25 protein-coding genes and 1 tRNA gene are annotated in these 23,692 nt (G+C 58.6%); 20 read left to right on the top strand and 6 right to left on the bottom strand.

All coding sequences use genetic code 11. From position 1 onward, the window contains the following. The first annotated feature begins 151 nt into the window (after window positions 1-151). Window positions 152-1,750 (top strand): TIGR00341 family protein, encoded by a 1,599-nt coding sequence (locus AC0V6L_RS03310; protein WP_486152997.1) that lies wholly within the window; start codon window positions 152-154, stop codon window positions 1,748-1,750. Window positions 1,751-1,979: 229 nt separating this feature from the next. On the opposite strand, the gene AC0V6L_RS03305 is transcribed toward AC0V6L_RS03310, so the two are convergent. Beyond that, complete coding sequence (locus tag AC0V6L_RS03305; protein WP_486152996.1) at window positions 1,980-3,728, bottom strand: fatty acyl-AMP ligase; 1,749 nt, start codon at window positions 3,726-3,728, stop codon at window positions 1,980-1,982. A gap of 243 nt (window positions 3,729-3,971) precedes the next feature. Here AC0V6L_RS03305 and AC0V6L_RS03300 point away from each other — a divergent pair, with 243 nt between their 5' ends. The 4 genes from AC0V6L_RS03300 to AC0V6L_RS03285 all read left to right on the top strand — a co-directional run bounded on the left by AC0V6L_RS03300 (window position 3,972) and on the right by AC0V6L_RS03285 (window position 6,583). Then, window positions 3,972-4,676, top strand: coding sequence for a regulatory protein RecX (locus tag AC0V6L_RS03300; RefSeq protein ID WP_486152995.1), 705 nt, complete (start codon window positions 3,972-3,974; stop codon window positions 4,674-4,676). Further along, complete coding sequence (locus tag AC0V6L_RS03295; RefSeq protein WP_486152994.1) at window positions 4,673-5,212, top strand: DUF192 domain-containing protein; 540 nt, start codon at window positions 4,673-4,675, stop codon at window positions 5,210-5,212. The genes AC0V6L_RS03300 and AC0V6L_RS03295 overlap by 4 nt, the downstream gene beginning before the upstream one ends. A 321-nt stretch (window positions 5,213-5,533) precedes the next feature. Then, on the top strand, window positions 5,534-5,974 hold the full coding sequence (locus AC0V6L_RS03290) for an NADH:ubiquinone oxidoreductase subunit NDUFA12 (protein WP_486148177.1): 441 nt from the start codon (window positions 5,534-5,536) through the stop codon (window positions 5,972-5,974). A gap of 12 nt (window positions 5,975-5,986) precedes the next feature. Continuing rightward, the gene (locus AC0V6L_RS03285; RefSeq protein WP_486152993.1) at window positions 5,987-6,583 is read left to right on the top strand and encodes a DUF2155 domain-containing protein; all 597 of its coding nucleotides are present in this window, start codon (window positions 5,987-5,989) and stop codon (window positions 6,581-6,583) included. Here the strand turns inward: AC0V6L_RS03285 and AC0V6L_RS03280 are convergent. Beyond that, window positions 6,520-7,281: a leucyl/phenylalanyl-tRNA--protein transferase gene (locus tag AC0V6L_RS03280; RefSeq protein ID WP_486152992.1), complete on the bottom strand. Its 762-nt coding sequence runs from the start codon at window positions 7,279-7,281 to the stop codon at window positions 6,520-6,522. The genes AC0V6L_RS03285 and AC0V6L_RS03280 overlap by 64 nt on opposite strands. Before the next feature lie 146 nt (window positions 7,282-7,427). Between AC0V6L_RS03280 and AC0V6L_RS03275 the strand changes: the two genes are divergently transcribed. Then, window positions 7,428-7,503, top strand: a tRNA-Trp gene (locus tag AC0V6L_RS03275). Between the two features lie 80 nt (window positions 7,504-7,583). Here AC0V6L_RS03275 and AC0V6L_RS03270 read toward each other — a convergent pair. Beyond that, the gene (locus AC0V6L_RS03270; protein WP_486152991.1) at window positions 7,584-9,374 is read right to left on the bottom strand and encodes a bifunctional helix-turn-helix transcriptional regulator/alpha/beta hydrolase; all 1,791 of its coding nucleotides are present in this window, start codon (window positions 9,372-9,374) and stop codon (window positions 7,584-7,586) included. A 156-nt stretch (window positions 9,375-9,530) separates the two neighbouring features. On the opposite strand from AC0V6L_RS03270, the gene AC0V6L_RS03265 reads away from it, so the two are divergent. From AC0V6L_RS03265 to AC0V6L_RS03235, 7 genes are all read left to right on the top strand, one after another. Further along, entirely contained in the window at window positions 9,531-10,316 is a 786-nt protein-coding gene (locus AC0V6L_RS03265; RefSeq protein WP_486152990.1) for a hypothetical protein, read from the top strand. Window positions 10,317-10,362: 46 nt separating this feature from the next. Next, entirely contained in the window at window positions 10,363-11,121 is a 759-nt protein-coding gene (locus AC0V6L_RS03260; protein WP_486152989.1) for a hypothetical protein, read from the top strand. A 44-nt stretch (window positions 11,122-11,165) separates the two neighbouring features. Beyond that, window positions 11,166-11,972: a hypothetical protein gene (locus AC0V6L_RS03255; RefSeq protein WP_486152988.1), complete on the top strand. Its 807-nt coding sequence runs from the start codon at window positions 11,166-11,168 to the stop codon at window positions 11,970-11,972. Window positions 11,973-12,080: 108 nt separating this feature from the next. Next, window positions 12,081-12,935, top strand: coding sequence for a ricin-type beta-trefoil lectin domain protein (locus AC0V6L_RS03250; RefSeq protein WP_486152987.1), 855 nt, complete (start codon window positions 12,081-12,083; stop codon window positions 12,933-12,935). A 59-nt stretch (window positions 12,936-12,994) separates the two neighbouring features. Continuing rightward, window positions 12,995-13,984 carry a hypothetical protein gene (locus AC0V6L_RS03245; protein ID WP_486152986.1) on the top strand — a complete coding sequence of 330 codons (990 nt, stop codon included), beginning with the start codon at window positions 12,995-12,997 and terminating at the stop codon, window positions 13,982-13,984. Between the two features lie 187 nt (window positions 13,985-14,171). Then, entirely contained in the window at window positions 14,172-14,321 is a 150-nt protein-coding gene (locus AC0V6L_RS03240) for a hypothetical protein (RefSeq protein WP_486152985.1), read from the top strand. 106 nt (window positions 14,322-14,427) lie between these two features. After that, entirely contained in the window at window positions 14,428-14,577 is a 150-nt protein-coding gene (locus AC0V6L_RS03235) for a hypothetical protein (protein ID WP_486152984.1), read from the top strand. A 94-nt stretch (window positions 14,578-14,671) separates the two neighbouring features. Here AC0V6L_RS03235 and AC0V6L_RS03230 read toward each other — a convergent pair whose 3' ends face one another. Beyond that, window positions 14,672-16,210, bottom strand: a complete 1,539-nt coding sequence (locus AC0V6L_RS03230; RefSeq protein WP_486152983.1) for an alanine/glycine:cation symporter family protein — start codon at window positions 16,208-16,210, stop codon at window positions 14,672-14,674. 677 nt (window positions 16,211-16,887) lie between these two features. On the opposite strand from AC0V6L_RS03230, the gene secE reads away from it, so the two are divergent. The 3 genes from secE (at window position 16,888) to AC0V6L_RS03215 (ending at window position 17,918) form a co-directional block, all read left to right on the top strand. Continuing rightward, entirely contained in the window at window positions 16,888-17,097 is a 210-nt protein-coding gene (gene secE, locus AC0V6L_RS03225; RefSeq protein WP_486148153.1) for a preprotein translocase subunit SecE, read from the top strand. 61 nt (window positions 17,098-17,158) lie between these two features. Beyond that, a complete protein-coding gene (nusG, locus tag AC0V6L_RS03220) occupies window positions 17,159-17,695 on the top strand; it encodes a transcription termination/antitermination protein NusG (RefSeq protein ID WP_486148151.1) in 537 nt (178 codons plus the stop codon). A gap of 34 nt (window positions 17,696-17,729) precedes the next feature. Beyond that, entirely contained in the window at window positions 17,730-17,918 is a 189-nt protein-coding gene (locus tag AC0V6L_RS03215; protein WP_486148149.1) for a hypothetical protein, read from the top strand. Here the strand turns inward: AC0V6L_RS03215 and AC0V6L_RS03210 are convergent. Further along, window positions 17,911-19,935, bottom strand: coding sequence for a hypothetical protein (locus AC0V6L_RS03210; RefSeq protein ID WP_486152982.1), 2,025 nt, complete (start codon window positions 19,933-19,935; stop codon window positions 17,911-17,913). The genes AC0V6L_RS03215 and AC0V6L_RS03210 overlap by 8 nt on opposite strands. A gap of 348 nt (window positions 19,936-20,283) precedes the next feature. Between AC0V6L_RS03210 and rplK the strand changes: the two genes are divergently transcribed. From rplK to AC0V6L_RS03190, 4 genes are all read left to right on the top strand, one after another. Next, window positions 20,284-20,715, top strand: a complete 432-nt coding sequence (gene rplK, locus AC0V6L_RS03205; protein WP_486148145.1) for a 50S ribosomal protein L11 — start codon at window positions 20,284-20,286, stop codon at window positions 20,713-20,715. A 4-nt stretch (window positions 20,716-20,719) separates the two neighbouring features. Next, a complete protein-coding gene (rplA, locus tag AC0V6L_RS03200) occupies window positions 20,720-21,409 on the top strand; it encodes a 50S ribosomal protein L1 (protein ID WP_486148143.1) in 690 nt (229 codons plus the stop codon). 183 nt (window positions 21,410-21,592) lie between these two features. Beyond that, window positions 21,593-22,459: a hypothetical protein gene (locus AC0V6L_RS03195; protein WP_486152981.1), complete on the top strand. Its 867-nt coding sequence runs from the start codon at window positions 21,593-21,595 to the stop codon at window positions 22,457-22,459. 140 nt (window positions 22,460-22,599) lie between these two features. Continuing rightward, on the top strand, window positions 22,600-22,923 hold the full coding sequence (locus AC0V6L_RS03190) for a hypothetical protein (protein WP_486152980.1): 324 nt from the start codon (window positions 22,600-22,602) through the stop codon (window positions 22,921-22,923). A gap of 6 nt (window positions 22,924-22,929) precedes the next feature. Here the strand turns inward: AC0V6L_RS03190 and AC0V6L_RS03185 are convergent, their stop codons facing one another. Further along, on the bottom strand, window positions 22,930-23,691 hold the full coding sequence (locus tag AC0V6L_RS03185; protein WP_486152979.1) for a competence/damage-inducible protein A: 762 nt from the start codon (window positions 23,689-23,691) through the stop codon (window positions 22,930-22,932). Between the last annotated feature and the right edge of the window lies 1 nt (window position 23,692).

Below are 23,692 nucleotides of genomic sequence, written 5' to 3'. Positions count from 1 at the left end.
GGAAGGCGGGTGTGCGTCCATTGTTGATTGCGCTGCCCGAATGGAGCTTGGCCGGTGGCAACGCGTGTAACTGTTGGCCTTTGCCCTTTCGCGCGGCTAAGTGTGATGATTACGCCATCCATTCCAGCAGCTCACATGGTTGACAATTTGAGTGACTGACAAAACCGAAACCACGCCTGAGGCCGCCCCGCGCGTGCCTTCATCATCCGGATACACGCCGATCCCGTCAAACGGCACGCCAGGTGCATCGGCGGCGGCGCTGGGTGAACAATCGCCGTATCAGAAGATCGCTAAATCACTTAAAAGCTGGTGGCACGAAGAAGTTATCGGCGCGATTGATCAGGGCGAAGTGATCGAGAAACGCCGCGCCGAATGCGCTTTGTCCGAACGATACCTGTTCATGACCGCGATGAGCGCCGGCATTGCGGTGCTGGGTCTGCTGCTTTCATCGCCTGCCGTGGTGATCGGGGCGATGCTCTTATCGCCGTTGATGGACCCGATTATGGGGCTGGGATTTGCGCTGGCGATTGGCGATTTCCAATGGCTCAAACAATCCGCGCGTAGCCTGCTTTGGGGCAGTCTTTTGGCGATTTTGCTGACAGGCGCGCTGGTGTTTGTCTCGCCTATTCAGACGATTACGCCGGAAATTGCCGCCCGCACGCAGCCTAATCTGTTCGATTTGTTCGTCGCGCTGTTTTCCGCGCTTGCCGGCGCCTATGCGATGATCCGCGGGCGCGAAGGAACCATTGTGGGCGTGGCGATTGCAACCGCGCTGATGCCGCCGCTCGCCACAGTTGGATTTGGCCTTGCGACGCTGAATTGGACCGTGTTTTCCGGCGCGCTGCTGCTTTATGTGACCAACCTTATCACCATCGCGCTCACCGCATTGGCGATGGCGCGGCTGTATGGGTTTCGCACCCGCCTTTCCAAAGGGCAGACGCAGGCACAAAGCCTTGCCGTGATCGTCGTGTTTATCGCGCTGGCCGTGCCGCTGGCCTATTCGCTCCAGCAAATCGCATGGGAAGCCAACGCGCAGCGCATCGTGCGCGGCGAGATTACCGAGCGGTTCGCGACCGATTCCGAAGTGTCGCGCGTGGACGTTGATTTTCGCAGCGATCCGCTGCTGGTCGGCTCAACGATTTATACCCCAGCGGTAAAACCTGAAATTGAAAGCGAGATCGAAGCCGCTTTGACAGAGCGTCTGGGCCGCCCGGTCGAATTGACATTGAGCCAGTTTCAGGTCGGCACCAGCGCGTCTGCCGCGCAGCAAGCGCAGCTTTCCGCCGCGCGCGCGAATGAGGAAGAGGCGGCGCTCGCGCGGGCAGAAGATCTGGCGCAGCGCCTCGCTCTGGTGGCCGGGGTCAGCGAGGATGATGTGCTGGTTGACCGGACCCGGCGCAAGGCCATGGTGCGCGCGCAGCGTCTCGAAGGCGCAACCTTGGCCGCCTATCGCGCGCTGGAAATGCGGATTGCGGCAACAGAGCCGGAATGGACGGTCGAATTGCTTCCGCCGCTGGCGAGCCTGCCGGATGTGATTGCCTTTGGCGAAGAGGGGCCAAGCATGGACGGGGCCAAGGCGCTAAGCGTGATCGAATGGGCAAGTGCCCGTGTGGATGTGCCGATTGTGCTTGTAGGCGATGCAGAGACACGCGAACGCGCGAGCGCGATCCTTGCCGAACGCGGGGTGTCTGTGGAGCTTGAACCCGGCTTTGGCCCCTTGCGCGCCGAATGGGGCGAGCTGGGGGAATGAGGCTGAGCCAAGCGGCTTTCGCCGAATAAACCGGAGACCGCGGATTGGGTGCGGAAAAAGAAACTCGAGCGCGAGCGAGCCAAAGGGCGACCGCCCGCCCGAGTTTATGCGAGGAAATAGCACCCCGCCGGGGTGGGCAAAAAAGCCATCCGGCCCGAAGGGCCGCAAGGGCGACCGCCCGCCCGAGCTTATGCGAGGAAATCGCGCCCCGGATGGGGTGCGCAAAAAACTAAGCCGCCAATTCCAAAGGCACAATCTCACCCGCAAGATACAGCTTTTTCGCTTTTGCGCGGCTCAGCTTGCCCGATGATGTGCGCGGCAATGTGCGCGGGGGGACCAGTTCCACAACGCAGCTCATGCCGGTGACAGAGCGGACCTTGTCGGAGATCTGCTCGCGCAGTTTCACCCGTTCTTCCGGGTCCGATACGCGGCAATGCACCAGCACTGCGGGCGCTTCTTCGCCATTGTCGGTCTCGATTGAGAACGCGGCAATATCGCCGTGGTTAAAGCCGGGCAATTGTTCCACCGCCCATTCGATATCCTGCGGCCAATGGTTCTTGCCATTGATGATAATCATATCCTTGGCGCGGCCCACGATGAACAGATAGCCATCGGCCAGATAGCCCATATCGCCGGTGTCCAGCCATGTCTGTCCCGCATCATCAGCGACCAGACAATCATCGGTCGCTTCGCTGTTGCGGAAATAGGAGTGCATCACGCTTGGCCCTTTGCACCAGACCTTGCCGATCTGGTGATCGCCGCGCGGTGCGCCGTCTTCGCCTCTGATCTCAACGACCATATCGGGCATGGGTTTTCCGCAATTGACGATGGCGCGGTACCGGGCGGGGCGTGACAGATCGCGCGGAGTGCCGGAGAGGCGCTCTTCTTCGACCAGTTCCACCCGGATCCCCTCGCCCGGCGGCATTACGGTGACGCCCAGAACCGCTTCGGCAAGACCGTAAGAAGGAGTGAAAGCGGCGGCTTTGAACCCGGCATCGGCAAAGGCGTTGACAAAGCTTTGCATGACATCGGGCCGGATCATGTCCGCGCCATTGCCCGCCAGCCGCCAGCGCGACAGGTCAAAGCGTTCGGCAACATTGGACTGGCTGGAAATGCGGCGCGCGCAAATGTCATATCCGAATGTGGGCGAATAAGAGATCGTTGTGCCTTCATTGGCGCTGATCATATCAAGCCATGCGAGCGGGCGGCGCGCAAAGGCATCGGGTTTGAGATAATCGCCTGACACCTGATTGGCGATCAGCGATAGAAAACAGCCGACTAGCCCCATATCGTGATACCATGGCAGCCAGCTGACGCAGCGTTCATTGTCGCGCAATTGCATGCTGGTGGAATGGCCATACAGATTGTGCAGCAGCGCCTCATGCGTCACCGCTACCCCTTGGGGAAAGCGAGTGGAGCCGGAGGAATATTGCAAATAGCAAATATCATCTGAAGATGCGGCAGGCAGATCGCATTGGGGCGCATCGCGCGTTGCAAATTGCTCCCACGTCTCACTTTGGCATCCCTGACGCTGGCCCGCTGCACCGGCAAGATCGGCGATTTCTTCGGGGTAAAGCAGGATAACGGGATCGCAGCTTTCCAGCTGGACGCTCAATTGATCAATATAGCTGTCCTTGCCGCCGAAAGTGGTGGGCAAAGGCAGCGGCACGGGCCATGCGCCTGTGTAGACGCAGGCGCAGAACAGGGCGGCAAATTCCGGCCCGGTTTCCGCGATCAGCGCCACGCGGTCTTCGCGTTTGATGCCCGCGGCAATCATCCGGCGCGCCATTTCCAGCGCATCTTCGCGCAATTCGGCAAAGGGATAGACCCGCTCAAGTTTTCCACGCATGTCGTGAAAATTGAGCCCTTTTTGAGAGCGCGCGGCGTAATCTATCGCGTCGTTAAAGGTCGCAAATTGGGCGCGGATGCGCGGCAAATCGCAATCGTTCGGCGTCGGCTTCAATGCGGCGTCGGTCATTTTATCTAACGATACCCGTAGCTTACGACGCTGCGAAGAGCGCCCTATCCTATCTCTTTTTCCCGCGCCATAATGGCGCGATGCGATCCTTAATCCTCCCATTTCAGAAGGACTGTGGCACGAATAAGGCGAAATGGTTTCACATAAAAGCAATTTGTCTTCGTTTGGTAGCGCGTGTTTGGGCGATGCAGCCATGGCGGGATGGTCAGAATTGCGGTCTGGCCGCGAGTAAGGAACCACGCGATGGATGATGAGGAAAGCGGCGGATTTGGCGCAGATGGCAAGAACCCGAGCCGCAGGGCCAATCGCCGTTCCCAAACGCCAAAGAAACGCAAACCCCTTGATGAAACCGCCTTGCGCGATTTGGGGCTATCATATGCTGCAAGGTTTGCGACAACGGGAGCTAAGCTCGAAAGCTATCTCGCGCGCAAAATTCGGGAGCGCGGGGTGGCGGACGATGGTGATGGGCGCACGCTTGATCTGGATGTGACGGGGCTTGTCACCCGGCTGATTGAGCTGGACTATGTCAATGATGATGCCTATGCGCGGGCCAAATCGCGCGATCTGACAGGGCGCGGATACGGTGCGCGGCGCGTGGAGCAGGCCTTGTGGGCGGCAGGCGTTGAAGAACCCGTGCGCGAGGCGCATGCCCCGCATGAAGCCGAAGCGCGCAGAGCCGCGATCTTGCTGGCGAAAAAGCGCCGCTTTGGCCCCTTTTCGGCTGATGCGCGGGCGGATGAGGATGAGAGCGCGCGCGACCGCGAAAGCATGCAGGCGGCTCAAAAACTGCGTGATAAACAGATTGCGGCGATGCTGCGCGCAGGCCATGTGTTTGACCATGTGCGGTTCATTCTGGATGCATCGCGGATTGAGGATATTGAAGAATGGCTGAGCGAGGCGGAGACGCTGGAAGCGCAAGAAAAAGGACAGGAGAGCGGATTGTGGTGAAATTGGCAGGAGCAATCGCAGCCCTTGCGCTTGCCGCAGGTCCGCTGACCGCGTGTTCGCCCGCTGAGACGGGCGCTGCGCTGTCGCAAAGCCCGCAGAAAGCTGAGACAGCTACGAGCGATGCCGAGACCCGCACGCATCCTGTCTCGAACCTAAGGATCATTGATGTCACCGTCGCGGGGCCGGGTGATGAGACCATCACGTTCGCCACCGAACTGGCCGACACGCCAGAGGCGCAATCGCGCGGGCTGATGTTTCGCACTGAACTGGCCGATGATGAAGCGATGATTTTCCCCACAGACACGCCGCAGCAGCGCAGTTTCTGGATGAAAAATACCCCTTTGCCGCTCGATATCATTTTTGTCGGACCAGACGGAACAATCACCAATATCGCCGCCAACACGGTGCCCTATTCACTCGATTCGGTGCCATCGGCCGGTCTGGCAATCGCCGTGCTCGAAATCCGCGGCGGGCTGGCAGAAGAGCTTGGGATTGAACCCGGTGATGCAGTGACGTGGGATGCGCCTGAGGGGTGATGTGGGGTTTTGTTGCGTGAGCGCAGGGGGTGTTCTTGTTTTAAGTTCGCTAACGCTCACGCCGGGAGTTTTTTGTTTGGTGCGGTCAGGACGTCCGTCCTGACCTTGGCCGGACCGCCCCGCCTCCCCGCCCGTCCACCAAGGGTTCCATAGGATATGGTGGACGGGCGGGGAGGCGGGGCGGTCCGGCGTGAGCGTTAGCGAACTTAGTACAAAAGACTCCCGGCTGGGAACGCATGCGCTCACAGATGGCCTCCCCAAACTGCGCGTTCCGCAATTCCCCCGCTTGAAGCTGAACTCAAATCGCTCTAACCGCTCCTCATGGGAATCTTAGGCAAAATCTTCACTTGGTGGGATGGGGCAACCATCGGCACGCATTTGTGGTCCTCGCGCAATGGCGAACATGTCGGCACTGATGCGCAGGGCAACAAATATTACCGCGCGAAAACAAAATCAGGCGCGCCTGCGAATGGCTCTTACATTCAGCGCGAACGCCGCTGGGTCATGTATGACGGGGCCAATGATGCCAGCCGCGTGCCGGCTGAATGGCATGGCTGGCTGCACGGCGCGTTTGACGATGTGCCTGAAAGCCATTTGCCGCCTGCGAAAATCTGGGAAGTGGATTACACTCCCAACGCCACTGGCACAGCGTCCGCTTACCGGCCGCAAGGCGCGCTGGAACGCGGCGGCAAACGCGCGGGCGCTGTGGGCGATTACGAAGCGTGGTCACCTGATGAGGATGCAGCGGGCGGCAACGCCTAAAGCGTGATGACGATGCGCGTGCGTTGCCTTCCTTTCGCTGCGATGCTCAGCCTTGCGGGTATGGTGGCTGCTTGTTCAGACGAAGCGCCCGAGGCTGAAGCTGAAGCTGAAGCTGAAACAGCACAAGCTGAGACTCAAGAGGGCACTGGCGAAACATCTGACGAAGCACTGGCCGCAACACCTGCGGCTGATGCAGAACCATCCAGTGCAGAACCATCCGATGATGAAGAGCCCGCCCCCGATGTGATTGCCGCCAGCGATGGCGCGACCCCGATGGCAGAGCGGGTTGCCACCATTGGCCTTTTGAACAAGCGCAACAATGTCTCCATCGATCTGGAAATGAGCCCCGGCGAAACCCGCGAGGAAGGCCCCGTCTCCATTACTCTGGCCGCGTGCGAACGCACCGCGCCTTGGGAAATGCCTCAGGAAACCGGCGCTTTTGTTCAGGTCGATGTGCTCGAACGCGGGCAACAGACGCGCACGCGCGCTTTTTCAGGCTGGCTGTTCAAAAGGTCACCCAGCCTTAATGTGGTCGAGCATCCGATTTACGATGTCTGGGTTAAAGATTGCGCGATGCGTTTTCCGGGCGATGAAGCCCCTTCGGGCTGATCCCGCGAAAATTCATCAAAAGCCTGCCGCAGCTGCAAAATCGGCTCTCCCCGGCAGCGCGCAAGGCCTTTCAGATACATTTGCTGAGGTATTTCCACCGCGCCCATGCTCGAAAGATGGTCGGTCATAAACTGGCAATCGAGCAGGCCAAATCCCGCGCGCCGCATCACCGCCACCAGCCAGCACAAAGCGACTTTGCTGGCATTGTCTGCTCGGCTGAACATGCTTTCGCCGCAAAACACCCGGTCAAACGATACGCCGTACAATCCGCCGACCAGCCGGGGCGGGGCCCCATCTTCTTCGGAGGCGCGTACTTCGTGGTCACCTTCCTCAGCGCCGCGATCCTCGCTTATCCAGCACTCGATGGAATGCGCATGCCCGGCGCGGTGCAATGCCGAATAGCTCGCAATGATCCGGTCGCTGATCCAGGTGTCGGGATGGCCGGGGCGGGGCGCTGCGCATTCGCGCATGACGGCTTCGAATGCGGTGTCCATCGTGACGATATAGCGATCTGAGCGCACAACCTTGCGCAGAGATTTGGACACATGCAGCCGGTCCAGCGGCAGGATCGCGCGGTCGCGCGGCTCCACCCAGAACACTTCCAGATCATCGCGCGCATCGGCCATGGGAAAAATCCCGCTGCGATAGGCAAGCAGCAGGGTTTCAACAGGGATAGCAGCGTTCACGGGGGCATGCATGGCTGCGCAGTGTATCAGCTTGGCCGGGCGCGGCTAGGGGCCTTTTGCTATAGCCGCGCCGATCCCAAACGCGCGCAGCTGCGAGACCAAGCGCGAAACAAGTGTTGCCACGGCCGCATCCGCATTATAGAGCGCTGCCGCAATGTAGGGGCGTAGCTCAGCTGGTAGAGCGTCGGTCTCCAAAACCGAAGGTCCAGAGTTCGAGTCTCTGTGCCCCTGCCACCAACCACTTATATTTGTCGTCTGTTGGCACCCGCATTGCGCGGCGGGAATGGCCGATGTCAGTCTTTGATGGGTTAGGGTTAGCCTGCGCGGGTCAGTTCTGCGAGCGCGCTGCAAAAGGCCGCTGGCCTGTCAAAGGTGAACAATTCGCCAGACCCTGCGATCACGCGGCACTGCGCGCCCGGCACGGTTTCGCAAAAAGCGGCGATGCGGCCAAAACTGATCCATTCGTGCAGCTCGCTCTGGATGAAGCAGAGCGGCATTTGCGCCGCGACATTGCGTGCTGCCCGTGTCCAGTCGCTTGTCCAGTAAATCAGTTCATCCACTGACCGGCGCGGTGTGCTCATATAATCGGACATCGCTTTGCTGGCAGGCTCGTAAATATGCGGATGCTTTAGCAATGCGGTGCAGTTGGGCGATTCGGCGAACTGGCTTTTCATGAAAGCGCGGTGGCCTGCATCGTCCTTGGTCGCTGATGCCGCAGCAAAAGCGAACGGCGCGTAAAGCAGATCGGGCGTGTTTTTTGCAGCAAGGAAAATGCGGCGGCTGGCCTCTGGCATATCTTCAAACTGGGCCTGCACTGTCATCGGGATGCCGGTATCAAACAGACCGGCAGCGCTGAATCTGTCCGGAAACCGCTCTGCTGCATGCACGGCATAGACCCCGCACATGGCGTGCCCTGCCAGCGCGGCGCGGTCGATCTGCAAATGGTCAAGCAGGTGCAGGCATTCCTCGATAAAGGCCATGGGACGGAACGTGCCATCATCCGCTGATGATTGCCCCACGCCTGGCTTGCACGGCGCGATGATTTGCAGATTGTGGCTGACTGCGGATTTGAAAATCGCATCGGTGGGCACAGCCGATGATGTGTGGCCGTGCAAAAACAGCACCGGATCGCCATCATTGTGCCCATAATGGGCAAATTGCAGCAACCGATCGCGCCGCACGCTTAACAGGGCGATGTTCCTGAAGCTGTCCTCGTGATGGCCTTGCTCGGCCTTGTCGCGGTGGAGTTTTGGCGCGATGTCGATCACATGCATCAGGCCAATGGCAAGGCTGATAAATTCGCTTTGGCTGGAAACCTGCGCTTTGCTCAAAAGCGATTTGATCTGTTTTTGGACAGTCGTGATTGACCGCGCGCGTTCCGCGGCAATCTCGCTGCTTTTGCGCCCTTCATACAGGCTGCGGGCGATGTCCATTTCCGCTTTGGTAAAGCCAAAGGACTGTTCCAGCACCCGCGCGCCGCTGCTGGCCCATTCGGCATGGCACGATTTGACCAGCAACACCGTTTCCGCCTCGATATCAGCAAATTCATGCCGTTTCAGATGCTCGATGATGATGATGGTCTCTTTGCCATCGGGCAGCAGGTAAAGCGCAGCTGTGACCGGCCGCGAAGACGTGTGCCCGGCTGTTTCAATGTCGCCCAAATTGCTTTGGCCCGCGCTGCTTTGGCCACCCCTGTTTTGGCCCGCGCTGCTCTCACTGGAAGGCTGCAATTTTTGCGCATGGTCGAACAGCGATTTGCCAGTCTCAAGCCCAAAACGCTGCTTGAACGCGGTGTTGCCAGCGATCAGACTGCCATCCAGTCGCGTGACAGCAGCGGCGAATTTCTGGTCATCAAGAAAGCCCTGAACCAGATCTTCGCGTTTCACTTTGGTTTTTTCAAACACTTTAAGTGCCCGCTCAAAGTGCTGCTTGAGTGTGTCCAGATCAACGCTGCTTGCCGCATCCAGATCATTCGCGGCCAGCATGGGTTCAACGATATTATCGTCCCAAACCTCGGCAAATTTCAGATAATTTTCAGGAGTCAGAGCCGTGTCATAAATCGCATCGATCAGCATCGAATAACCGCTTTTCTCTGCGCTATGCACCCCTGAGCCCCCCAAATTGCGAACCTGAAAACCTATTTGTTTCAATTTCCTATGCTGAAATACGCGCATCGCGCCTGCACGTCATACCCCAATTGGGGCATGCGGGCCTAATTCAATCATGTTCTAAATCCTGCCTTCATCGGGGGAGTTGGACATTTGATCTTTCGCAAATTGGTTTTGGCTTCGGCTTTGGGACGGGCAGGGGCAGCAGCGGCAGCGGGTCTTGCGCTGGCAATTCCATCGGGGGCGGCGCTTGCGCAGGAAAAGACCGAGCATCAGACCATGCCTTCTGGGACGGATGTCTGGCGAGTGGAACTGCGCAATTATGACGAAGTGCTGCTGATCGAAAACGCGGATTCCGATGATAAGGACGAATTGCATTCGGTCGAAATCATTCTCGCCAACGAATATTATGAATCGAGCCGCTTAGCGATAAGGCAGCCCGTCGAGACTGAAAATCAATACGATGCGGTGAAAGAAACCGCGATCAATCTGGCGGTCAATGATCGGGCGGGAAGCCGCGCTTATGTGCCAGCGCGCCGCGGCGATAAGGTCGAACTGGTCCGCCGTCCCAGCTCAACTTACAATTTGTGGGTCCACACCCGGCAGTTTCGCGAAAGCGCGGATTTGCCGCCGATGATCTTCTTTACAGTCACGGTCAAAACCCGCGAGCTGAGCTGTTTTCGCAAACGCGTGTGCAAGCGCGGATATTACGGCGAATACACCTATCAATTCACTGTTCCTGCTCCCTCTGTTCGCTCCTCTCACTGTGTGTCTGCCAACACGTTTGATTTCGAAGCGCAAGCGGATGAAATCGAAGTGCGCGCCCGCGCCAATGGCGAACCTGCCGAGGGTTGGGACATAGAGCGCGCGTCCGCTCGCAGAGCCCCGCAAATGTTCCTCAAATCGGGCGAGATCTGCATCGCTTCGACCAGCAAATGAGGGCGTGCCTCCCAGTTTTCATAGATTTCATCAGGAGAATACAGCGATGATTGGCAAAACCGCAAAATGGCTTGCAGCTTCATGCATGCTGGCGCTGATGTCTCCCGCCAATGCGCAGGAAAAAACGCACAATCACACAATGGCGTCGGGCGAGGATGTGTGGCGGATTGAACTGCGCACGCTTGAGAATTTTCTCACCACGTCGGTCGGCGATGACGAAGGCACGAGCGAGCTGTATTACATCGACATCACCTTGTCTGGGCCAAACAGCCAGTTTCACAAAGTGCGCGAGGTCAATCCGTTCCTCCAGGTGAATGGCGGTCCGCGATCGCTTCGCAATACGATCAATGTGCAGCTGGGCGATAGGGTTTCGCTTGATCGTTTGTCGCCGGAAACTCTCGATACCTATGACCTATGGATCCACACGCGCCCATCACGCGCGCCCGGCTCTGATGAACGGATGCTCAATTTTCAGATCACAGTGGCCGCGCGCGAACTGGATTGTTTCAGAGATCGCGTCTGCAACAGGGGCAGCACCGGCACGCTTACCTACAATGTCAGCGTGCCTGTTCCTGAATGGCGTTCCAGTCGCTGCTCGGCGCAAAACACCTATCAAATCTCGGCGGTGAACGGGGCGCAAATGGCTCTGCAACCGCGCAATAGAGGCGGGCGGCGCGGCAGGATCCCGGTGAATAGCGAGGCAAGCAACAGCCATTCCGGCAAATTGATCGCGCGCGGCGCAAAAGATGCGGTGCGCCTGTCGATGCAAAGCGGCCAGATCTGCGTGGCATCGACCACTCGGTAAAAACCGGCCTTCCGCAGCCCAGCAGCATTCAACAGGAGGCGTTTATGATCGCCGTAAAGCCCAATCTTGCACCGCGCAGCCTACTCGCAGCGGCGGCGGCCAGCCTTGCTTTTGCGCCTTTGCCCGCTTTTTCAGGGGAGAAAAGCTCCAATCACACTCTGGGTTCGGGCGAGCACATTTACCGGATCGAAGTGCGCAATCTCAACCGGCTTGAAGTGCTGGAAGCAGGCGACAGGGACGGCGTGGGCGAACTGCACGCAATGTACATTGAACTCAGCGCGCATGACCTTGCCAAAGGGCGGCAATATCACCGTCACAATTTCAGCGGCACGGAACTGTACGGGATCAACAAAGGCGGCCTTGTGGGCGGCAGGCGCAATTTCCCGGTAAAGGCGGGCCAGCATGTCTTTACCGCCCGCGACAGGCGCCCCACCGACGAAACCCAGCTGTGGGTGCATGTCTATGCCAACCCCGATGATGCCGAATACACTGCGCGGTTTCCCGATGGGAAAGGCGCGATGGTTTCGCTGCATGTCTGGGCGCAGGAACTGGATTGCGCCGGGCAGCGCGTGTGCAGGCGGCGCAGCACGGGCGGCGTGACCGTGCGCTTGCGGATCCCTGAATTCGCCTCGCCGCCGTCCAATCGCTGCGGGCCTGACAACACCTTTCGCCTCGAAAAACTGGACGGCGATATTCAGATCAGCGGCCTTTCAGACACCAGCGTTTCATCCCACGCGAGCAGCCGAACGATGATTGGCGGGATTGATTACAAAAAAGGCGGCCCGCGCCTCCAGCCGTTTAACGCCGACATCTGTATCGCCAGCACCGTCCGGCGGCCTGCCGTCCAATAATCAGCATCGCACAGCCTGCGCGCGCCAAATCCAAGCGCCAAAACCAGACGTCACATTCGAAAGGGTAACCGGATGATCCAAAGCCTTAGAACCGCAGCAATCGCTGGCATGGCTCTTTTCACAATTGGGGCCATCCCTGCCGCCACCGCGCATCAGGCCAAGGCGGATTACATCCGCAGCGCGTTCGATATGTCGAAATGCCTTGGCGTGCCCGATGGCAATAATGGCACGCGGGTGCGGATTGAAAACTGCGATCCGGGCGGCCGGGCGCAGCAGCAATGGAATTACAATGCGCGCACTGGCGAGATTTCCAATGAAGCTTTTCCGAGCAAATGCCTGCACAAGGCCAGCGGCGGCTGGGGGCGGGGCAATCGCATTCATTTGTGGAGCTGCGGGGCAGGCGGCACCGAAATGCGCACCTGGCGGCGCGATACGGCCTTTGGCACTATCAATGCGCGCGAAAATGCAGGGATGTGTTTCCGAATAGAGGGGAGTACTATCGAAAGCGGGTCGGTCATTTCGCTCAATCCCGATTGCCGTTCAAATTCCGACATGATCACATGGCGGATGACGAGCAAGGATCAGCAGGATTGTGCGGTTTTTGACGGTGTGGTGCGGCCAAATCTGGGCCTGATCACGGACATGATCAACCTACGCCTGCCTTATTCGGACAAGATCAATCGCCGCAAAACGCTGGTCATGCACCGGGCCACATCGGTTTTTGCCAATGGCTGCACTGCCACCATCAGCGCCGATGTCACGATGAAACGCAAAATTCGCAAAGACGCGCATGGCAACATGATGCTCACCGCAAAACTGCATTCGCTTGGCGCGGGGTATATCTGCCTGCGCGATCCCAAGGTTTTGAGCGTGAACCTGTCAAACCTGACGGGCGTCGGAGAAAATTTCTACCGGCGACGCGGTACCAAAAGTCTTCCTAGTGAAATGTGCGTGGCGATTTGATGCCTCCCTGTTGATGGGCGGCCGGTTCCAATTTTCAAACACCAAAAAAGAGACAATATATGCGCGCAGGATTTAGCCTTCTTCTCATCATGGCCCTTGCTGCTTGCGGTTCGGACCAATCTGCCAACGCTTCCAATGCGTCATCCTCTGGCGAACCAAAATTGACAGACACGCCGATCGCGTTTGCCGATGCCGTCGGAGACAATTCTGAAATGCGCGAGGTCGGCCCATGCCCCTTTGTCCAAGATGAAACGATCATTGCCAGTGTGCGCACCAGTTACGAGATTACTAGGCGCGAGGTCTCCAACACCAAATGCCGCTGGGCTTACAATGCCGGATTTGCAATCGAGGTGACGATTGAAGATCTGGCCGATGCCCGGCCTGTGTCCCAGCGCCGCTATAATATGGATATCGACCCCGTGCTTGAACCGCAAAGCGGCCCCGGCGCGAATGCGGCAGTGCTGAATGATACCGCTTTTGGCAATCCGCTGCCCTTTGCATACAGTTTTGAGCAAGACGATAAGCTCGTCTTTATGAGCTATACAGGCTTCAAAACCAATGCTGCGATTATGCGCCCTGCGGCTGATGAAATCGCGCGGCGCATGGGCGATATGCCGCAAATCACCGCGCAAAGGCGCGAATTGGCGGTGCCGTTCAAAGCGTGCGAGGTGTGGAGTGAGAGCGATATCAAGCTGGCCTTTGGCGCAGGACCTGCCGCCAGCGCCATGACAGGCGCGCGCGGTCCATCGACCTGCGCGTGGGAAATGATCGAGGACGGCGTTGCAGGCCGGCGGACCGCTGCGTTCAACATTTTCAAACCAGTGCCGGGCCAAAAATCAGAGCATGAATATTCAAGCTATGAGCCCTTCGAAGAAAATGGCGAAACGCACTATTTGCGCAAAGCGCCTTCGGATTTTGGCACCTATATCCATATCGTAACGCCGCGCGCCGGGGGGATCGTGCACACCACCGTGTCCGATGCCAATCGCGATGCGAGCGATGTTGCCAAACGCCTGCATTACAATCTGCTGGGCCGATTGACGTCCTGACGCGCTGTCTTGCGCCGCCACGTCGGTTTTGCGCGGGCGGCGCTTTTCCATTCAGGCAATCTGCAACAAACCTGAACGCTGGCTAACCACCTCGCTCAGCTTTGCGCCAGACCACCCGTGCATAATCATCGCCGAACCGAAGGGCAGCCTTTGGTGATCCGGCAATCTTGCCAATGGAGAATTGCACATGACACAAGCAACCATTCGTTCTTCGCGCCCGCACACCTGGAACAGCCCGCGCCCGCCGGTTGATCCTGCGCTGCGCCTGCGCGCTTATGGCAAAGTGCAATCCATGTATCAGCCGACCTTTTTTGAGCGCCTGTTTCGCCGCAACTGATCGCAGACAGGAAACGCTTTGGCGGCACTTTTTTCGGAACCAAATTCCGCCATCGGATTTATACCTAGCAAGTGATTAAACGCTAAAACGCAAAGGAATCAACGCTATGACATCGGCCACGATCCGATCATCGGCGCCAGACCGCTGGAATCAGCCGCGCCCGCACACCGATGCCACCATCCGCCGCTTAAAGCATGGCCGGGTGCGCCCGATGGAAGAGCCAAGCTTGCTCGAACGCTGGTTTGGCGGGGTCTAAACACCACCCAAATTTGACAGTCCCCCCGACGAAAAACGCCGGAGCCTGCGAAAGGCCCCGGCGTTTTTTGTGTCTGCTGCTCAATTGAGCGGGGTTAATATTCGAGCGGCTCCTCCGGAGTGTCAGCGCGGAAATCCCTGCCCGCTTTCTTGTCGCCCTGCGCCAGCTTGAACACCACGCCCGACAGCAGGACCAGTGCGACAAGGTTCGGCAACGCCATTGCCGCGTTGGAGATATCGCCCAGGCGCCAAACCAGTGTCAGATCGAGCGTTGATCCCAGATAAATCACCACGCACCACAGCACGCGCCAGATGATGTGCAGGATTTTCTCACCGCCGCGGGTTGATCCGGGCACCCGGTCATAGATGAATGTGATCGCCCGCTCGCCGTAATAGCTCCAGGTAAGCAGCGTGGTGAACACAAACACGATCAGCGCGACAGATGCGATCAATGTGCCCAGCGGAATGCTGGCGATCTCAACCGGGAACGCAGCGGCAAATGCGCCGCTGGTCATCGCGAACCCTTCAAGGTCTGAATTCCACGCATGCGCGACCGCTTCGCCGCCGCCGGTGAAATCGCCCTGAACGGTCAGGATCACCAACGCTGTCATGGTGCAGATGACGATGGTGTCGATGAAACATCCGAGCATCGCCATGCGGCCTTGCTGTTCTGGGTCATTGGTCTGCGCCACAGCGTGAGCGATCGGGGTGGAACCCTGACCGCTTTCGTTAGAGAACAGCCCGCGCGCCACCCCTGCGCGGATGGCCAGCATGATCGCTGCACCAAGGAACCCGCCGGTGGCCGATTGAAAGTTAAAAGCGCCGTGGAAGATCAGGCCGAATGTTGCAGGAATGTCCTGAATATTCAGCAGCAGCGCGGTTACCGCCATCACGATATAGGCGGCAGCCATAAACGGAATGACGCTTTCTGCGACGCGTCCGATGGATTTGATCCCGCCGATAATCACGACGAACACTGCCACAGCAACGATTGCGCCGCCCACGGCTTCTTCAATGCCGAACAATTCGTTCAGGCCATCGGCGACTGCATTGGCCTGGATCGAATTGCCGGTTACCAATGCGGAAAACAAAGTGCCGATGCAAAACAGGATGGCAAGCCATGTCCATTTGGGGCCAAGGCCTAGCATGATGTAGCTCATCGGGCCGCCGCGATAAGTGCCATCGGAGGTTCGTTCGCGATACCGGATCGCAAGCGACCCTTCGGCAAAAGCCAGCGCCATGCCGATCAGCGCGGTGATCCACATCCAGAAAATCGCACCCGGACCGCCCAGCGCGATGGCCGTGGCAACCCCTGCAAGATTGCCTGTGCCCACTTGCCCCGAAAGCGCGGTGGAAAGCGCGGCAAAAGGAGAGATTTCCCCGTCGCCATCGCCCTTGCGGCTTTTGAACAGGCCGGCAAAGGCGCTGCCCAATTGGCGCAGCGGATAGAATTTGAGGCCAGCCATCATGTAAAGGCCAATGCCCAAAAGGATCAGGACCATAGGCGGGATCGGTTGGCCGCCAATTGATAGCCATGGCAGAGCTTCCCCGTTCCACGTGCCGCCCCAGATAAAGTCCGAGACATTGGTCACGCGGTCAATCAGGCTCATCGCCTCCGCTGGATTGGCTGCCATTGTGTGAAGTCCCCTGAAAAATGCTTACCCAGCCGCGTCTAAGGCGCGGTATGTTTGAAAGCGGTGCACGCTAAAGCGGGTCGCGGCGCTTGACCAGCCCTCAATCTGCGCAGCGCGTGACGGGAAGGGCGGTGTTACATTTTTGTTGGGTCGGTGTTCTTGCTTGTGTTCGCTAGCGCGCGTTCCTGTTTGTATTCGCTATCGCTCAGGGCCGGGAGTTTTTTGTTTAGTGTTCGCTATCGCTCACGACCGGGCCGCCCCACCTCCCCGCCCGTCCACCATATCCTAATGGAACCCTTGGTGGACGGGCGGGGAGGTGGGGCGGCCCGGCAAGCCCTTGGCGGATGCCAAGGGCGCACCCAACAAAAACTCGGGGTGGTCCGGCGTGAGCGATAGCGAACACAAACAAGAACGCCCCGGCCCGTGAACCGAAGCGCCCCCCAAACAAGAACGCGCATCAGCGAACTCAAACGCCAACGCCCGCAAAACACATCTTGCTTTCCGGCACTGCGCGCCATATTACGGCGCTTAATTCCGACATTGGTAGCGTTTAAAGCCACCCGGCGATCTTGTCCCCGGCGGCGATGGACCCTACCTCGAAGACTTTGGTGGTGTTGGCAGCAAACAGGCTTTGCTGCCGGTGAGCACGACAGACTGACAGGACAAAGGCGGCGCCCATGGCCGAAGAGAAGAAAACCAAGACGAGCGTTCCGCAATTCGTCAACGAAGTGCGCTCTGAAACGCGCAAAGTCGTGTGGCCCACGCGCGAAGAGACAGTGCGCACCGCGATTTTCGTGTTCATTCTGATGGTGATCTTGTCGCTGTTCTTTCTGGGCGTCGACAGCCTGTTCAACTTTGTTGTCAAAACGCTTTTGACGCTGGCCTGATCGGCAGATCCCGGCAACCTCATCAAACACACAATATCAAAACGTATTTCAAGGACTTAACATGGCTCGCTGGTATATCATCCACGCTTATTCGGGCTTCGAAAACAAAGTGAAGGAAGCCATTCTTTCCGAAGCGGAGCGGCTTGGCCTGTCCGAAGGCGTTGAAGAGGTTGAAGTGCCGGTGGAAACCGTCACCGAAATTAAGCGCGGCAAGAAAGTTCAGGTCGAACGCAAATTTATGCCCGGCTATGTGCTGGCGAAATTGCGGATGAACGACGATGTCTATCACCTTGTGAAAAACACGCCCAAAGTCACAGGATTTCTGGGCAATAACAACAAGCCGCAACCGATCAGCGAAAAAGAAGCCGCGCGCTATTTTGGCGGCGTCGAAGAAGCGAAAGCCGCGCCCAAGCAGGACATCACGGTCGATTACGAAATCGGCGATCAGGTCAAAGTCTTGGACGGTCCATTTGCCAGCTTCAACGGCGTGGTAGAAGAGCTCGATTTCGACAAAGCGAAAGTCAAAGTCAGCGTGTCGATCTTTGGCCGGGCCACCCCGGTTGAGCTTGATTTTGAGCAGGTCGAACTGGTCAAGTAAGCGGGGATGCGGGCCGAGTGAAAACCCGTCCCTGATGAAAACCCGGCCCGGCATCTGCAATCGCAAAAAACGTTTCGCCACGCGCGAGGCGGCTGAGCTGGCGGCGGGCAAAGCGCCGTTCAAACTGCGCGCCTATACCTGCGAGCTGTGCGGCAAGTTTCATCTCACCAGCCGAACAAAGGGGATGAAGACGCCCGCTCATGAATTGCAGCGGATCACTTGATCCGCGCGCGCAGCAGAATCTCGAAGGTTTTGGTGTCGTCATACCCTTCGGCAACGCCGCCAGAAGGTCTGATCCGCACTCGCAAAACGGCAGGATCATAGGCGCCATTGGGCACATAGCCGAAATTGTTCAAGCCGGAGGCAAATTCGGAATATTCGATCTGCGCCGCTGAGCAGCAAGATAGCCCCGTTGCCGCAGCGCCTGTTCCATCGATAAACTCAATCGGCAAAGGCTCCGTCCCGCTGAACGCGCCGGTCCACAATTCGACATCGGTGGGCAGAACATCGGTGATGATGATCGAATTGGCATCAATCGCCGCGCCCGGATTGGCAAAACCGATTGTGTAGGTCTGATCGGCTCCGGGGATGCGGAACACATCATCGCCGCTGGTCGCGGTTGATGCGCTGATTTTGGATACGGTGACAGGGGCATCGGGCGCGCGGCAAAACGGCGTGGCAGCCAAGCTGGGCGCAGATGCGGAGGGCTGGCCAAGCGCGCCTTGCGTTGCGCCATTGGGCGGGAATTCAGTCATGGACGAGGCCGAAGTCACGCCATTTGTCCCGCCGCGTGCAAATGTCACGCTAACCCCGCCGCTGGCGGCGATCACACCGCCGCCGCCGCCGCCGCCCGGCCCTTCGTTTTCGTTGTTGGTGATAAGCTGATTGCCGCCATCGCCCCCGTCTGCGAGCAAAGATGCGCTGACGCCGCTGCCCGATTGCACGACAATGGTGCCGCCCGCGCCGCCGCCTCCGGGGCCATCATTGTGGCGCGGACTGGTGTCTTCGCCATCGCTGCCATCGGAACGGATAGTGCCGCCGCCTGTCACAGTGCCTGCGGATATAAAGATCAACCCGCCGCCATTGCCGCCTGCGCCGGCTGCATTGTTATTGCCATCGCCAGCGCCGCCGCCGCCGCCAAAAAACAGCCTGCCTGTGGGGTCATAGGTCATCGGGCGCCCGCCAAGCCCGCCCAATTCGCGGCGGAAATCATTGCCCCATGACGGATCACCCGGAGGAGTCGTCAGCGCATTTCCATCGCGCGCATAGGTGTAACCGCCGCGCCCGCCGCCTGCATCCGAAGTGCTCGCTGTCAGCGTGCCATCAATGTTCCATGCCTGCGCCCAACTGGGATCGGAATTGTCGGGCACACCCTGGCCGGCCCAGCCATTGCCATTGTCTCCATTTGAGCCGCCACCGCCGCCTGCATTGTGGCTGTTGCCGCCGCCGCCGCCATTGGCAGGGGCTCCGCGCCCGTAGAAGTTTCCGCCAGGAAGCTCGTTGCGGTATCCAGCGATCCCTTCGCCTTTTTCCGCGCCGTTATTGGCGATGTTGCTGCGATAGCCCATAAAGCTGGAGCCTGTGGGCGTGGTCAGGTTGTCAATTCCGCCGCCGCGAAATCCGCGCGCAGAGGCGTCGATTGAGCCTGTAACGGTCAAAGTGTCAGCAACGGTCATCGCGACAACTCCGCCCGTTGTGCCGTCCCATGGGCGCGGGACGACGCTGCCTGATACGGTGAGATTGCGGTATTGCGGCACGCGGATCACCTGCGCTTTGCCTGCGGCGCTGTAAGAGTATTCAAGGCCCGTACACGCCCCGCCATAATCGTGCAGGATTATCGTGTTGCCCGCGACCGATTTGACCGTGTGAAATTCATACCGTCCCGCCGATCCCAGCGAGGTTACCGCGCCATAAGCGGCCGTATCGGCGGCATTGATGCTGGCCCCTTGCGCCTGATACAGCATGATAAGATCACCCGCTTCAAGCGAAGGCAGATTGGCGGCCAGTCCCGCCACATTGATCGACGGCGCACCTGCTGATGCGGTGCCGGAAAGACTGGCATATTCATTGACGATCTGAGTGCCAGCAATGGTCACATCGCCATCTTTGCCCGGCGTTTCTGCGCGAAGCGGCGCGGCGATGAGCAACATCGCCAGGGCGGCGCACACAGCAATACCCCACGCACGCAGCCACGCAGCCGCAAAAGCGCGCAAGCGGGAAAGGCAAGGGTTGGTCATCATCAATCAGCGCACCCTTAAGGCTCGGTTTGCTGCGCTATAAGGGAAACAAGGTAAACGCTCGGTAAGGATCGCGGGCGCAGCGGTGTAAAATCGCGTTTCGCGCGGCCCTTGCAGGGTTTCGCGCAGATTGAAGGGAGGCCCTTCCACGGGACACTGCTTAGGATGCACCCCCGTGCTTGCACGGCACATTCCCCTTGCACCTGCGCGCAAACACGCTATGTGCGCCGCTCCTCGCTGTTGCAGCGGGGAAACCCGTGCGGGAGGCAGGCCAGCAGGCTTGCCGCTGAACCGCTTAACATGACCCTGCCGCGGCAATGCTTCAGGGAACAGTGCGAAAGGAGGCCCATAGTGGCCAAGAAAATCGAAGGCTATATCAAGCTGCAAGTGCCCGCTGGCACGGCAAACCCATCGCCGCCCATCGGCCCGGCACTGGGTCAGCGCGGCGTTAACATCATGGAATTCTGCAAAGCGTTCAACGCTGCCACGCAGGATCTTGAAAAGAACGCCCCCATCCCGACAACGATCACCGTCTATGCGGACCGTTCGTTCACGTTCACCTATAAAAGCCCGCCCGCCAGCTATATGATCAAGAAAGCGGCGAAGCTGAAATCAGGTTCGTCAGAGCCGGGTAAAGTCGTGGCAGGCTCAATCAAGCAGAGCCAGGTCAAGGAAATCGCCGAAGCGAAGATGAAAGATCTCAACGCGAACGATATCGATGCGGCCATGAAAATCATCGAAGGGTCATGCCGTTCGATGGGCCTCGAAGTGGTGGGAGGCTGATCCGATGAAAATGACCAAAAAGCAAAAGACTCTCGCAGAGCTCGACAATGACAAGCTCTACACCGTTGACGAAGCGATCAAGACGCTGCGGACGCACAAGGCGAAATTTGACGAAACCGTCGAATTGTCGATGAACCTTGGTGTGGACCCTCGCCATGCAGACCAAATGGTGCGCGGCATGATCTCGCTGCCATCGGGCACGGGTAAAGACGTGAAAGTCGCCGTGTTCGCCAAAGGCGACAACGCAGAGAAAGCCGCTGCCGCGGGTGCTGACAAGGTTGGCGCAGAAGACCTGATGGAAGACATGCAGGCGGGCAATCTTGATTATGACCGCGTGATCGCAACTCCTGATATGATGGGCGTTGTGGGCCGTCTTGGTAAAGTGCTTGGCCCCAAAGGCCTGATGCCGAACCCCAAGCTTGGCACAGTCACTCCCAATGTCGAACAAGCCGTGAAAGACGCCAAAGGCGGTCAGGTCGAGTTTCGCGTTGAGAAAATGGGCATCATCCATTCCGGCATCGGCAAGCTGTCGTTTGACGATGCGGCTTTGAAAGCAAACTTCGAAGCGCTGACCCAGGCGATTGTGAAAGCCAAGCCTTCGGGCGCGAAAGGCAAGTATGTGAAGAAAATCTCGCTCACATCGACCATGGGCCCCGGCCTTAAAATCGATATGGCAGAGGTCGAAGGCGCGTAAGCTTTTGCGCTTCAAGCGCCAGCGGGGCCATCTGCTCCCTTGGCGTTCCTGAAGGACCGAATACATTATGGGGCCGGAGGCGTTTAGGCTTCCGGCCCTTTTTGCTTTGGCCTGCTGGCTATTCATGCGCGGGTAAGTCGCACGGGTGCACATTTCGCCGCGGGCAGTCAGGGGAGAGAGGTAATGCGGTTTTGGGCAGCAATTGCGGTGACACTGGGCATGTGCTTTTCAGCCAGCCTTGTTCCCAACTCTGCCATGGCACAAAACGCCGCCAAAGCCGCGCCAATCACACTATCCCAGCTTGAGGCCAAAGCGCGAAAGGCATGCGGCGCGGCTGTTTCCCTATCGCCCACAGCGATCACGCGCGCTGATCTCGATGGAGATGGGCGCGTTGATATGCTGTTTGATTGGCGGCAAGTAACATGCCGATCATCGAGCGCACTGATGACCCTTGGCGCTGGCCATTGCGGGATGCACAATTGCAGCATCGATATCTATCTTTCCTCGCATTACCGGCACGGGGCTGCTGGCAAAAGAGGCTGGCCCAAGGCGGTTCTCAATCACTCCGAAATCGCGCCAAGCGTTGTTGATGGCAAATTGCGCACCGCGACGCAGGGCGGATCGTGCAAATTTGCGCATGTGTGCCGCTGGGAATGGAGCTGGAATGGCAAAGAGCTGGTCAGCCGCCCGCTTGCCGAAGGTGAGGGAGGAGGAAGCGGCGCGGAAGGGTCTGCAAGCGCGCTGCCTGTGACAGCGGAAAACCTCACGGGCATCTGGGCAGAAGCGGGCGACAAATGCGCCACCGATTTCGTCCTCGCGCTAAAGCCGGGCGGTGACTACGCCTCTTATGAAGAAAACGGCGACTGGCGGCTGGTGGGTAACCGCATCGCGGTAGTGGTGCGAGAGACTTACACTTTGGGCGATGCAGGCAGCACAAGGCCCGTACGCAATCCCAAGGCAAGGATGCTGACGGTTGAAAGCCTGACGAGGGACAGGCTGATCGTGAAGTTCAGCGATGGCTCTGGTTTCGCCTTTCGCCGCTGCGGTTGATCCAACCGGCGCTGCGCAAAAAAGCCGACCAAACGAAAGCGGCTGTAACCACGCCCGACATTCCGACGAACAGCAGGTAAGCCCCGATGCACAGCATGCATGAGGGCGATTAGCCGCTTGAATTGGAAATGGAAAACATCATGTCTGCTGTCTCATTACGCTTTCGCGCAAATCCCTTGAGCGAAGCTTCACTTGATGGAGATGATATGATTGCCCCGAAATGGCTGGTGCTTGGTGTTGTGCTGGTCGCCTTTGCCTTGATTGCATCATATGACCGTGATTTCGGCATAGCTGCTGGCGCGGTGTTGGGAGTGATTGCGTTTCCGATTGTCTGGATGCGAGTTCGGCTGTGGCTTGCCGATCATGAACCTGGCTCCACCCGAAAAGCTCTGGTCGAACGCTTTCGCAAACGCAGCGAAAACCGCCGCCGTGCGCGCGCGAAAGAGCTATCGGGAAAGAACTGAGCGCGCTCAGATACCGCCGGGGGTAAAATCGTACCCATGGGTGGCAAGGCCGTCTGACAGGCTGTCGGCTGCGCTTTTCAGGATATCGGCATCGGTGGAGCGAATGACGAAATTGGCTCCGACACGGCCTTCGCGAAAGAAGGGATAAGAGCCGATCTGGCAGTCATCATGCGCCTGTTCCACTTCGCGCAGCAGGCCGGCGATCTCGCTTTCCGCGACCCAGCTGCCAATGGTTTCGGTAAGCAGCGGCGCGCCGCCTTCCAGCTGACCCGTAAGCGCATCCAGCATGCCTGCGGCAATATGCGGAACGCCCGCCATTAAAATGACATTGCCGCGCCGGATGCCGGGCGCACCTGACATGCGATTGGGAATAAGATCAGCGCCTTCGGGCACGCGCGCCATGCGCAAACGCCCTTCGTTAAGGCCGCCCTTATCGGCGTAATATCGTTCAAGCAGCGCGCGCGCGTCATCGTGGATGACAACCGGCACGCCGAGCGCTTTGGCGACGGCATCGACAGTGATGTCATCATGGGTGGGGCCAATGCCGCCAGTGGTGAACAGGTAATCATTGGCCGCGCGAAGAGCGTCCACCGCTTCCACGATCCGGTCTTCTATATCAGGGACCACGCGGACTTCGGCGAGGCGGATGCCCTGCACCTGAAGCCAGCTTGCGACCTGCGCGATGTTCTTGTCGTGTGTGCGGCCAGACAGGATCTCATCGCCAATCACGATGAGGCCAGCGGTCCAAATCTTAGTGGGAGAATTCATG

The organism is Erythrobacter sp. JB1-15 (assembly GCF_057365035.1).
This window is presented reverse-complemented; position numbering and strand designations above follow the sequence as displayed.